The sequence below is a fragment of the Serratia rhizosphaerae genome (genome assembly GCF_009817885.1).
In the GTDB taxonomy this organism is placed as follows: Bacteria; Pseudomonadota; Gammaproteobacteria; order Enterobacterales; family Enterobacteriaceae; genus Serratia_B; species Serratia_B rhizosphaerae.
Genome location: NZ_CP041764.1, coordinates 208,649 through 220,747, shown reverse-complemented (window position 1 = coordinate 220,747; position 12,099 = coordinate 208,649). Strand labels below are relative to the sequence as shown.

Below are 12,099 nucleotides of genomic sequence, written 5' to 3'. Positions count from 1 at the left end.
TTTGTGGGCTTGGTTGTTTTTTTTGTTGTCGTTATTAATTAACCTGTCCATTATCACATTTAATGGCTAATGCCATGCTACAATTTAAATTATCAATGCTCTGTTTTAAGTTGAGGGATGCTATGTTTCTTAGGAAAAATAAATCCGATGACTCATGTGCTTATGATTACCTCTATGAAGATATATCCACCAATTATCGCTTGATGCTGAAAGAGATTGCTGAACTTCGAGATTTGTTGGTCAGGAATGGTATCGATGCTGATGTTGTGCCACGGTGGTACTCAGGCAGTTCCCGTTATGGTGACTCGTCCTTACCCAAGCGTTAAGCATGAAAATTAGTCCGGTGTAGTTCATCAGTATATCTGTCTGGTGAGTGTTTTTTACGATAAAACCTTCTGATTTATCGATGTTTTCTGTCGTTTTGGTTCGCTGTTTTTACAAGTGGCTACTTGGCAGGTAAACATAATGAAATATTGGAGCAGGTGGTTGTGTTGGGGGGTTATCAATATGGAATGGCGTCTGGAGGGTTATGCTTGTTTGGCTCTCGGGGCGATTTCCGACGCTCTCTGTTACTATGATGAGTTTTTACCTCCGCGATACCTGTTGATGTGAAAATAACCCCCCCAATATTGGCGCGTGAGGTTATTATTGGTGCGCGCTTTGGTGTTTTTTTTGTTGTTTTTATAATGCTCTTTAAAGTCTTATTTGTGGTTTTTTTAATTCTTTTTGTATTCATTTTTGTTTCCCTGTCTTCCTTTTTTTTGTTTTTTTGGTGAAATACCATTGCTAAATTTCATTGCTGAGCTAGGTTGTATTTATCGTGTTGGCCGTTATCAGCACTATTGCTGCTTTTTGTTGCGCGCCAAATAAAATAACACATCGGGAGTGGGACTATGCCTACTATTAATAACCCTAATGCCACCATTCACTCGTTACTGATTAAGAATGATAACTCACCTGCTGACGGACAGACGACGAATTCCGTTGTTGCTCAGGTGAATGACGGTGATACGGTTCCTCTGTCCGGCCAGATGGTGACCTTTGTCGTTGAGGAGGGTGCCAGTATTCAAGGCCAGGCAGAAAGCAACGAGCAGGGAATAGCCACGGCGACACTGACCAGCACAACGGCGGGTGTTTACGTGGTCACAGCCAGCATCAATAACAGCCAGAAGACCGTGGAGTCGACCTTTGTCTCCAATGATGATGGTGATGGCAACAACCCGAATGCGGTGATTGAGGATTTGTACGTCTCCCAGAACAATGCCCAGGCTGATGGCGCGTCAACCAACGAGGTGACGGCTGAGGTCACCGACGGGGATGGCGGGCTGCTGGCGAACCAAAGCGTGACATTTGAGGCGGATAATGGCGCCCTCATCCAGAGCCCGGTCCTGACCGATGAGCTGGGCAAGGCCAGTGCGCCGCTGACCAGCACTGAAGCGGGGGTTGTCACTGTGACGGCCACTATCAACGCCAGCAGCAGCGATGTGGAGGTGGTGTTCGATGAGAGCGACGGCAATGACCCGACGGCCTATCTCGCGTTTTTGCATACCACTGATAATAATGCGGTCGCTGATGGTACGACAACGAACAAGGTCACCGCAGAGGTGGTGGGGGAAGGCGGAAAGCTGCTGGCGGACCAGAGCGTGACCTTCACGGTGGATAATGGCGCCGAGATTATCAGTCCGGGGATTACCGATATGTCGGGGAAAGCCACGACAACCCTGACAAGTCTGACCCCGGGCAAGGCGACCGTCACCGCCCGTATTAACGACTCCAGCCTGGAAACTGAGGTGAATTTTGTTGAAGACGGAGGTAATGACCCGACCGCTTTTATCAGTTTCTTGATGGTTACCGAAGATGATGCTGTCGCGAATGGCGTTGATGCCAATGCAGTGACCGCCGAGATTGTGAGTGGTGATAATCGTTTGTTGGCAGGGCAGAGTGTCGATTTTCAGGCCACGAACGGAGCTGTTGTTGACTCTCCGGTAGTGACAAATACACAGGGCAAGGCGGTGGCGACGCTGACCAGTCTGAGGCCGGGCCTCTCCACGGTGACCGCGTTAATAAACAGCAGTAAAGAGTCGTTGAGCGTGGTATTTACCGAGCCCGAAGGCAACGACCCGACAGCGGAGATTTCCTCCTTGCGCACGCTGGATGACCTGGCGGCCGCTGATGGGCAGGCGACCAACAGCGTGATGGTTGAGGTGGTTGACAGTAATAATGTCCTGCTGGCCAATCAGAGCGTGACGTTCACGGCGACGAACGATGCGGTGATTGTCAGTCCGGTGCTGACGGATGAGCATGGTAAGGCAACGACGACGCTGACCAGCACTGTCGAGGGGGCCGTGACGGTAACCGCAGCCATCAATGCGAGTACCCGAAGTACCGATGTCACCTTTAGCGAAGGGGACATCATCAACCCGGATGCGGTGATTGCCGGGGTTTATATCGGCATCAATAATGCGGTGGCGGACGGTGTGGCCGTCAACACGGTGGTGGCCGAAGTGGTGGACGGCGATAACCGGTTGCTGGCGAACCAGAGCGTGCGCTTTGAGGCGGACAACGGTGCGGTCATTCAGGTTACCCCGGTAATTACGGATGAACACGGCAAGGCGACAGCCTCAGTGAGCAGTCTGACGGCGGGGGCATGCCAGGTGACGGCGAGCATCAATGACAGCGCCGAGAGCACGACGATTAACTTTGTCGAGTGGGGCGGTAACGACCCGGAAGCCGTCATCGGCGGATTGCTTGTTGCCAAGGATAATGCCTGGGCGGATGGTATTGAGAGTAATGAGGTCACGGTGACGGTGGTTGACGGAGATAACCTGGCGTTGGCTGCGCAGGAGGTTCGCTTTGAGGCGGATAATGGTGCGGTCATTCAAGCGTCGGCAAGGACAGACACGACAGGGAAGGCAACGACGACGTTGACGAGCACCACTGCCGGCCACAGTACGGTGACGGCGAGCATTAATGACAGTAGCGACAGTGTGGTAGTCAACTTCACCGATGAGCATTCGACAGATGTCATCGATATCCTCGTCAGTGACAAAGGCATTATTTACAATGACGGCAAGGATACGGCGACCCTGACAGCCAGTGTTCTTGATGCGAACAATGAGATGGTGGCGGGGGTAACGGTCACCTGGAGCACGACGCTGGGGACCCTGGAGAGTGCCACTTCTGAAACGGACGTGAACGGACAGGCGCAGGTCACGCTGACGGCTGACGGAGATATTGGCAGCGCGGTTGTCACTGCAGCACTGGATAACGGAGACAAGGCCACGTCGACGATAAGCGTACAGGATGTTGCAGAGACCTATACGATTGTTAACTTCGCTCAAGATAGTGTTCTGGTGAATGACGGGGTTGATTCTGCCGACCTGAGCGCGCTTGTTCTTGACCGGAATGGCAATACACTTTCTGATAAGGTCATCCCGGTTTACTGGGAAACCACGCTGGGCGCGCTGCGTGCCGCGACGACACAAACGAATCACTCAGGGCTGGCAGAGAACGAGCTTACTGACCTGGGTGATGTTGGAATCGCGGTTGTTACCGCGCGTTTGGATAACAAGAATCAGGTAACGTTTGTTGTTGAAATCGTCGATAAGAATGCCACGTTGAGCCTTTCTGCGCTGACGACGGACAAAAACGCCATCATGAACAACGGCGTGGACAGCGCGACGCTGACGGCGACGGTCATGAATCAGGGAGAGCCCGTTGGTGGCGAAACGGTGACCTGGCAATCGTCCTCGGGAGCCTTGAGCGAGGCATCGACAGTGACGGGGGCCGATGGGCAAACCAGTGTGACATTGACGGATGTCGGTGACAGGGGAGACTGTGTTGTTGTGGCCACGCTCGGTAATGATTCTTATAAAGAGCTCAAGATAAGCATTCTGGAAACCCCGCGCATTACCGGTGCTTATGATGATGTGGGCGAAACGCAGCAGGATATCCAGAACTACGGGACCACGGACGATATGGCGCCCACTCTGAGGGGGACTGCGGAGGTGGGCAGTGAGGTCAGGCTTTATCGGGATGGCACGTCCCTCGCGACCATACAGGCAGACGGCACCGGGCAGTGGCGTTACACCGTGCCTATCCGCTATGACGGTGTTTATCATTACACGGTGACGACGGCGGATGATGAAACGCATACAGTCTCGGATGAGTTTGTGTTGACCATTGCCAATCCCCATGCCAGTACGCCGATAGTGGGGGCGATGGCGCAAAACGGTGTATTTCTTGATAACGGCGGGAGCAAGGTCTACACCGAAGGGAGTATTACTTATTATGCCTGGGGTGAACCGGGGAGAAGAGTGCTATTGGGATTGCGTAATCCCGCGGGGGAGGTCAGTAATGTAGCCTACGGTAGCGTCACCGTGCCGGACAGCGGCGTCCTGAAAATAACGCGGCACTTTTATTTTGATGGTTATGGCGAATATACCGCATATACACATTACTCTGATGAAGGTGAGTCTGACGCCAACTATAAATTTACCCTGACGGAGTCCTGACGGTAAGTCTCTCTGGTGCGGCCTGCCTGGATGGTAGGCCGCCATGGTAATGCTATCTCTGGGATGCGGCTGTTTTTGATTGTTAATTGTTATATTCAAAGGCCATTTATAATTCATTGGTAATGAATTTGAGTTTGTTTTATTGCTTTGTTGAAATGTGCTCCACTTGTACTGCATTAAATTGCATGGGTGTTTTATTAATTGATGTTTTCTAATAAGTGCACAGTGGCTAATTGATAGTGTCGGAAGGTAGGGAGGCTTCAAAGATGAGTGGTGTTGAAATATTCTCATGTGGTCATGGGCGTTAATGCTGCTTTTAATAAGGTGTTTTACTAATCTGGTTGTTTGAAAAGCAAAAAGGGGCTTGTTATGTCAAAGAAATTACAAAGTGATCCTAATGCAGTAGTTGTTAGTCTCACATGTATTAAAAATCATGCAAAGGCTGATGGTGTTGATACTAATAAAGTTGTGGCGTTGGTTGCTCGCCTGACTGATGGCACCCTTGTTTCGGGGCAAAGTGTGAACTTCTCAAGTTCAAATGGTACAATCACTACACCGGTAGTGACTGACGCCAGTGGTACTGCTATCGCCATGCTGACCAGTACAACTGCAGGTTCATCAGAAGTTCAGGCTGAACTAAATCGTACCCGGGCGACGACAACAGTCACGTTTGATTGAAAGTAAATATTGATTGTCGTGGAGAAGCCCAGCGAAGTGGATTTTTTCCCCTTTAGGCTGGGCTTATTTAGCCGTTGTGCTTGAACTGCTTTCCCGTAAACCGGTTTGCTGTGCCATGTCATTTTCCCCGGATTCTGCACGGACAGGTAAAGCGCCGTCCATGGTCTGGGAAGCGCGAGGGAAACCGGCTAATTTACTGTATCATTCGGATCAAGGTAGCCACTATACCAGCAGGAATTTCAGGCAGTTATTATGAAGCTGTCAGATGAAGAATGATCCTACCCACGTAATGTGGACACGGCCCTAAGCGAGGTTTTGGTTTTCAAACTGTTTCGGGCTAAGACCGCCACAGGCACTGTGACGACGCCAGCGATTGTAATCGCACTCGATATAATTAAACACTGCCGTTCGCATTATTTCCCGGCTGGCAAAGTCCTCCCCGTGGATACATTCCACCTTCAGTGAGTGAAAGAAGCTTTCCGCACAGGCATTGTCGTAACAACAGCCTTTAGCGTTCATACTGCCCTGCAGATTATGCCGTTTCAGTAAGCTCTGGTAATCCGTTGAACAGTACTGACCACCTCGGTCTGTGTGCACGATGACATTTTACGGGCGTTTACGCCGCCATAACGCCATCTGCAGTGCATCGCAGGCAAGCTGTGCCGTCATCCGTGAGGACATCGACCAGCCAATGACTGACTGCGACCACAGGTCAATCACCACCGCCAGATACAGCCAGCCTTCATCGGTGCGCAGATACGTGATGTCACCCACCCACTTCTGACTCGGGCCGCTGGCGTAAAAGTCCTGCTTCAACAGATTCTCGGATAGTGGCAGACCATGCTCACGGTAACTGACCGGGCTGAACCGGCGCGAGGCTTTCGCCCGCAGCCCCTGACGACGCAGACTGGCGGCGATAGTCTTGATGTTGTACTCCGGCAGTTCATCAGCAAGACGAGGCGCTCCATAACGCTGTTTTGCCTTGGCAAAGGTCTGTCTAACCGCATCATCGCAGACAAGTCGGAACTGTTGACGCCGGTTTATCTGGTGACGACGCTGACGCCAGGCATACCAGCCACTGCGGGCGACGTGCAGTACCCGGCACATGGTTTTGATACTGAACTCAGCCTGATGCTTTTCGATAAAGACATACTTCATTTCAGGCGCCTGGCGAAGTATGTCGCGGCCTTTTGGAGAATGGCCAGCTCCTCGTCCCGTTCAGCCAGTTGGCGTTTGAGGCGGGCATTCTCAGCGGCGAGTTCGCTCTCACGTTCAGAGGACGTTGCCTGTTGATGCCGCTTGCTACGCCAGGTGTAAATTTGCGACTCATAAAGGCTGAGTTCGTGGGCGGTTGCGGCCACACCAATGCGTTCAGCCAGTTTCAGGGCTTCGTCGCGGAATTCAGGTGTATGTTGCTTGCGTGGCTTTTTGGTGGTTGATGCTGGTTTTGTCATGTGAGTCACCTCTTGCTTGAGAGTTTACTCACTTAGTCCTTAGTCGCGTGTCCACTATTGCTGGGGAAGATCAGAAAAGCCTGAGTCGCCGGAGGGATTGCTGGGATAACAGCCCCATGGAGCGTTTTTTTAGAAGTCTGAAAACGGAGTGGGTGCCGAATAATAGATACGCTAATTCTAGCGAAGCCAGCACAGCGATAACGAATTACATCACGGAACATTACAGCCAACTCAGACCATTATCAAGGTAATGGTGGTTTGACGCCAAATGAATCAGAACTTTTTTCTGGAGAAACTCTAAGGTCATGACCAGTTTTTCTTGACCACTACACTACTTGCTAACAGAATGAAACGGAAGGTCGCTGGGCGCTGCAATACGTAATTCAGTCATGAGATCAATGCTGGCGGTAATGCCATGTTTTGATTGTCAAAGCTAATGATTTCGAAGCCCTACTAAGAATCGTAGGGAGAAGGGCGCATTTAGTATCAATCCCTTGGTGGGGAGTTACTACGTGCGTCCTTCTATATGGTGCGGACGGTATCAATATTAGCCCTGTAAATTACATGGTTTTGTAGCGCAGTATTGACAGGGGCAAACCTTGACATGGATGTATCCTTTTCGCTTGGCCTCTAGTATTGCGAGCTCAGGATCATCAAACAACCCAAGAACACGCCTATATATGATATCAGGTATATCCTTGCACCTGCCAGCATGGATGGTATGCTGATTTTTTCCGTTAGCCACGATAGCTATGTAATAATAATCACTCATTCTCATCATGTTTCTCCTGATTTTTAGGTTTTCGGTGTGTTAAATATAAGGCGAAATAAACTTTATACCTTGTAATAGCTGATCTTTCAGGAGAGATAAATAGTCAGGGGGGATGTTTTTTCTGGTTATTGGTTTAGTTTTGAATTTATTTTTTATTGACTGTGTTGTAAATAATCCTGTTATAGTTCCATGCACTTTTTAGACACCAGTCTGGTAATGTAGTTGGTGATACTCCTCCGGTGTCATATTATTCAGTGATGCGTGCTGGCGTTTGTGGCGGGGCCGACCAAAATATGCAGCGTTTCTAAATTCAGGGAGCATATATGCAGGTCACTATTGATGGTGTCCCGTACGCGTCGGCGTGTGGAGCGTCAGCCAAAATCGGCATTGCTGTTGCTACACATAGCCGCGCAAAGGTATTAAAAACACACTTGAGCAGCAAATAAAGCATTTGCCGGCCGGCGCGCTGCTGGTGGTGGTTGATGACGGTTCGATACCGGCAGCGGTCGTTCCGGCCGGTGTGCAGGTTATTCGTCATGAACAGTCTTTGGGGATTGAAAAATGCCAGCCTGCAGATGCTGATGGATGCCGGCTGCGAACATCTCTTTTTGTGGGACGATGATGCCTGGCCGAGGACGGACTGTCGGTCGAGCGCCCATGGAATAATGCGCTGGGGCGCGAACGCCGGGTGGCCTGGCGGCTGCATCCTGGGGCACCGGTCAAATGATATCGATGCCCATTTTGATTTCACGGGTCCTTTCCCGCGCTCAAAAGCCTGCCGGGCGGACGACGCGCACATTCTCGCTATTTATGAGATTTTCTCTGAAGTGATGTCCGGTTAGGATTGGTGTTAACTCATTGATATATATCGATTGCACTTATTAAATAACCGGACATGGTTTTTTTGTTCGTTTTTATCAAGCTCCAGCGCTTTTCATAGCTGCAGGCCGATGGTTTAGCCCTTTCTCCCCCGGAGCCGGTGACCATACCAAATCTAGCGATTTTTTGTGTATTGCAATGTGTATTGCAAGCTCATACGTCCCCCCCCTCCGTTTGTCTCACAACCCAATGATTCATAAAAACATTCGTTTCTGGACATTTCATAGGGGCCATGTATGCCGCCACCATTCGTTCGCCGCTGGATTCCGAAAAAGCGTTTGAATATCTGGCGGGCGGGCAGGTGGGGGAGGAGAACCCCATCAGCGTGATGATGAAGACCATCATTGATTATTACCAGGGGGCCAATATCAAGCTGGGCGGGGTCAAAATCCCCCACCTGATGCTGGGGGATGAGTTGGATTTGCAGACGGCGCAGAATGCGGACAACGGTTTTGCCGAGCTGGAAAGCTCCATTATCCGCAACATTGCCGCCGGTGCCGGCGTGTCGTATGAGGAGCTGTCGCGAGACTACAGCAAAACCAGCTACTCCAGTGCACGGGCCAGTGCGAACGTCAGCTGGCGCTACTACATGGGCCGTCGCCGCTTCATTGCCGGCCGCCAGGCGTCACTGATGTTTGGCTGCTGGTTTGAAGAAGCGGTGGCGCGCGGCGTGATCACGTTGCCGGCCAGGGCCCGGTATGGTTTTTACGAAGCGCGTAATTCCTGGACCCATGCCCTGTGGATTGGCGCCGGGCGCATGGCCATTGACGGACTGAAGGAGGTGCAGGAGAGCGCGATGCGCATCACCACCGGTCTCAGCACCTACCAGCATGAACTGGCGCTGCAGGGGATGGACTACGAAGACGTATTCGAACAGCAGCAGTTTGAGATTGAGCGTCGGCGCGAATCGGGGCTGGCCGATCCGGACTGGGCTGTCAGGCTGCCGTCACAAACGGATGATGAACCGGGAGAACAACATGCAATGGCCTAGTTACCAACATCTGGCCGCCAGAGTCTTCAATCAGCCGCTGCTACTTGAACCCGCCTATGCGCGGGTTTTCTTTTCTGTGCTCGGCGAGCGTCTTGGCGCCAGCCGGCTGGTGGATGCCGTCACCGGGCAGGCTTATGCCGGCGACGCGCTGAAAAAACTGGCGTTCGGCTGGGATGACGATGAGGGCGGGCGCCGCACCAAATCGTACCGGGTGGAAAACGGTATCGCCGTACTGCCCGTCACGGGAACGCTGGTGCACAAATTTGGGTATGTGCAGCCGTTTTCCGGCATGACGGGGTATGACGGCATCATTACCCGCCTGCAGCTGGCGCTGGATGATCCGGCGGTGAAAGGGATCCTGCTGGACATTGACTCACCGGGCGGTGAGGTGGCGGGGGCGTTTGATACCGCCGACCTGATTGCCCGGGCCCGGGATAAAAAGCCGGTCTGGTCGCTGGCCAATGACATGGCCTGCTCGGCGGGATACCTGCTGGCCTCCGCCTGCAGTCAACGACTGATCACACAGACCGGCGTGGTGGGCTCGATAGGCGTCGTCGTGGCGCACCGCAGTTTGGAAAGGGCGCTGGAGCAGGCTGGCGTGGATATCACGCTGATTTACGCCGGCTCCCACAAGGTCGACGGCAATCCGTATCAGCAGTTACCCGACGACGTGCGGGCGGACATTCAGATGCGGGTGGATGAGAACCGCGAGATGTTTGCCGCGAAAGTGGCGGAGTACACCGGGCTGACGAAAGAGGCGGTGCTGGCCACCGAGGCGGACACCTATGAAGGTGAGGCGGCCATCGAGGCCGGGCTTGCCGGCCGGGTGGTGAATTATGCAGATGCTGTCTCGGTCATGGCGGCATCGATGAAACCGAAAGGAGTGTATATGTCTGAACCAGAAAAGAAAGTACAGCTGCCGGAAGGACTGCAGGCGGAGGCATCGACGCAGGTTGATATCCCCGTGTCCCCGGCCGCGTCGGTCGATGCCGCGGTGGTGGCCAGCGATGAAATGCATCGCATCATGTCCATTCTGGAATGTGATGAGGCGAAGGGGCGGGAGCCGCAGGCTAAAGCGCTGGCAAAAGTACCGGGGATGACGCTGGATGCAGCAAAGGCCGTGCTGTCAGCCTCGCCACTCAGCGCTCAGGCGAAAACTGAAACGGCGCTCGATGCGCTAATGGAAAAAGAGTCCCCCGACGCGGTCAGCGGCGGGGAGCCGAAAAAAACTGACGCCGATACGCGTATGGGCGTGCTCAATGCCGCCGTTGAGCGTTTAACCGGAGAATAAGCATGAGCCAGACAGAAACGTTTGAACAGGATGATTTTATTCTCGGCCCCGACCTGCCCTTGTCGGTGGTGGGTACGCTGGCGCAGGGCGTGGATGTTCCCCGCCTGACACCGGTGATGGTGGATTCCTCGGGCTCCTCGGGGGACGAGTTCGTGGCGTGGGACGGTACCCCCGGCACTGCCGTGGGGCTGACCTGCTTTGCCGAGAGCAGCACGCTGGGTGTGACAGGGTTCAGCTACTACAACAAGGGCTCTTTTCGTTCGACGGCCATTAACTGGCCGGAGGATCTGACGGAAGGCCAGAAACAGACCGCGTTTGTCGGTACGGCCATCAGCATTGGCTGAGCAGCAGACGTCACGGCCCCTGCCGGCACGTGTCAACGACTCCAACCGCCCCTGTGGCGGTTTTTATACAGGAATTTTGTATGTCCGAAAATACAGCAGTTACCTCCTACTACACCATGCGTGAGTTGCTGGGCGCGGTGACTCAGAAATTCAAATTCAGGCAGCTTTTTCTCGAGCTGTTTTTCCCTGACACCTTCACCTTTCAGACCGAGGAGGTCTACCTGGATAAAATCCCGGGCGAAGTGCCGATGGCGGTGTATTGCGCACCGATGGTGACGGGCAAGGTCGATCACTCCCGGGGGTCGACAACCAGCAGCTTCAAGCCGGGGTATGTCAAATCCAAACATACGGTTAATTCCGGCCAGAGCATCAAGCGCCGTCCGGGTGAAGATCCGTCGCAGCCGCTGTCACTGACAGAGCGCCGCGCCGCCATCATTGCGCAGAACCTCAGGGATGAAGAGATGTCCATCTTGCAGCTCGAGGAGTACCAGGGTGTGCAGGCGGTGCTGTATGGCAAGTATACGCTGACCAGCGATCGGTTCCCGACGCAGGAAATCGATATGCAGCGCAGCCCGGAAAACAACATCATCCAGTCCGGCAGTACCGCGTGGTCCGCGCAGGATCCGGACACGTTCGATCCGACGGACGATATCGACCGGTATGCCGACAATGCGTCCGGTGCCGTCGATATTATTGTGCTGGACGGTTTGGCCTGGAAAACCCTCAACGGCTTTAAGCGGTTTCGCGAGAAACTGGATACGCGTCGCGGCTCCAGAAGCCGCCTCGAGACGGCCCTGAAGGATTTGGGGGATGTGGTCAGCTACAAGGGGTTTTATGGCGACGTGATGATTGTCGTTTACAAGGGACAGTACATCGATCCGGATACCGGTGAGAAAACGCGCTTTATGCCGGAAAACACCCTGGTGCTGGGCAACACCCTGACCCGAGGGTTGCGTACCTACGGCGCCATCATGGATGAAGACGCGATCCGTGAGGGACTGGTGGAAGGGACTCGCTTTCCCAAAACCTGGACCATCACTGGCGACCCGGGTGTCACCATGACCATGACGCAATCTGCGCCGGCGATGTTCCTGCCGGATCCGGACGCATTTGTGGTTGTGCAGCTGGCGTAACGCCGTTTTTTCCTTATATGGCGGGTTTCCCGCCATCTGTCCG

The 12,099-nt window shown here is 53.1% G+C and carries 6 protein-coding genes and 5 pseudogenes; 9 read left to right on the top strand and 2 right to left on the bottom strand.

Features of this window, described 5'->3' with window-relative positions; translation table 11 throughout:
* Positions 1–502 precede the first annotated feature (502 nt).
* Entirely contained in the window at positions 503–784 is a 282-nt protein-coding gene (locus tag FO014_RS01175; RefSeq protein WP_160027187.1) for a hypothetical protein, read from the bottom strand.
* A 109-nt stretch (positions 785–893) separates the two neighbouring features.
* Here FO014_RS01175 and FO014_RS01170 point away from each other — a divergent pair, with 109 nt between their 5' ends.
* The 3 genes and pseudogenes from FO014_RS01170 to FO014_RS01160 form a co-directional block, all read left to right on the top strand.
* Positions 894–4,514 carry an Ig-like domain-containing protein gene (locus tag FO014_RS01170; RefSeq protein ID WP_160027185.1) on the top strand — a complete coding sequence of 1,207 codons (3,621 nt, stop codon included), beginning with the start codon at positions 894–896 and terminating at the stop codon, positions 4,512–4,514.
* Between the two features lie 369 nt (positions 4,515–4,883).
* On the top strand, positions 4,884–5,192 hold the full coding sequence (locus FO014_RS01165; RefSeq protein ID WP_160027183.1) for an Ig-like domain-containing protein: 309 nt from the start codon (positions 4,884–4,886) through the stop codon (positions 5,190–5,192).
* Positions 5,193–5,247: 55 nt separating this feature from the next.
* Positions 5,248–5,445: pseudogene (locus FO014_RS01160) on the top strand (DDE-type integrase/transposase/recombinase); the annotation flags it as partial.
* 50 nt (positions 5,446–5,495) lie between these two features.
* Here the strand turns inward: FO014_RS01160 and FO014_RS01155 are convergent.
* Positions 5,496–6,646: pseudogene (locus FO014_RS01155) on the bottom strand (IS3 family transposase).
* A gap of 71 nt (positions 6,647–6,717) precedes the next feature.
* On the opposite strand from FO014_RS01155, the pseudogene FO014_RS01150 reads away from it, so the two are divergent.
* The 6 genes and pseudogenes from FO014_RS01150 to FO014_RS01125 form a co-directional block, all read left to right on the top strand.
* A pseudogene (locus FO014_RS01150) lies at positions 6,718–6,969 on the top strand (integrase core domain-containing protein); the annotation flags it as partial.
* A 772-nt stretch (positions 6,970–7,741) separates the two neighbouring features.
* Positions 7,742–8,059 (top strand): annotated as a pseudogene (locus FO014_RS01145) (glycosyltransferase family 2 protein); the annotation flags it as partial.
* A gap of 461 nt (positions 8,060–8,520) precedes the next feature.
* Positions 8,521–9,288: pseudogene (locus FO014_RS01140) on the top strand (phage portal protein); the annotation flags it as partial.
* Complete coding sequence (locus tag FO014_RS01135; RefSeq protein ID WP_160027177.1) at positions 9,275–10,579, top strand: S49 family peptidase; 1,305 nt, start codon at positions 9,275–9,277, stop codon at positions 10,577–10,579. The pseudogene FO014_RS01140 and the gene FO014_RS01135, both read left to right, overlap by 14 nt.
* 2 nt (positions 10,580–10,581) lie before the next feature.
* A complete protein-coding gene (locus FO014_RS01130; RefSeq protein ID WP_160027175.1) occupies positions 10,582–10,923 on the top strand; it encodes a head decoration protein in 342 nt (113 codons plus the stop codon).
* A gap of 80 nt (positions 10,924–11,003) precedes the next feature.
* Positions 11,004–12,056 (top strand): major capsid protein, encoded by a 1,053-nt coding sequence (locus FO014_RS01125; RefSeq protein WP_160027173.1) that lies wholly within the window; start codon positions 11,004–11,006, stop codon positions 12,054–12,056.
* Positions 12,057–12,099: the final 43 nt, after the last annotated feature.

What these genes read in the sequence shown, in the direction of transcription:
- FO014_RS01175 (WP_160027187.1), bottom strand. Translation starts at nt 784, where the DNA reads ATGGTATTTCACCAAAAAAACAAAAAAAAGGAAGACAGGGAAACAAAA.
- FO014_RS01170 (WP_160027185.1), top strand. Translation starts at nt 894, where the DNA reads ATGCCTACTATTAATAACCCTAATGCCACCATTCACTCGTTACTGATT.
- FO014_RS01165 (WP_160027183.1), top strand. Translation starts at nt 4,884, where the DNA reads ATGTCAAAGAAATTACAAAGTGATCCTAATGCAGTAGTTGTTAGTCTC.
- FO014_RS01135 (WP_160027177.1), top strand. Translation starts at nt 9,275, where the DNA reads ATGCAATGGCCTAGTTACCAACATCTGGCCGCCAGAGTCTTCAATCAG.
- FO014_RS01130 (WP_160027175.1), top strand. Translation starts at nt 10,582, where the DNA reads ATGAGCCAGACAGAAACGTTTGAACAGGATGATTTTATTCTCGGCCCC.
- FO014_RS01125 (WP_160027173.1), top strand. Translation starts at nt 11,004, where the DNA reads ATGTCCGAAAATACAGCAGTTACCTCCTACTACACCATGCGTGAGTTG.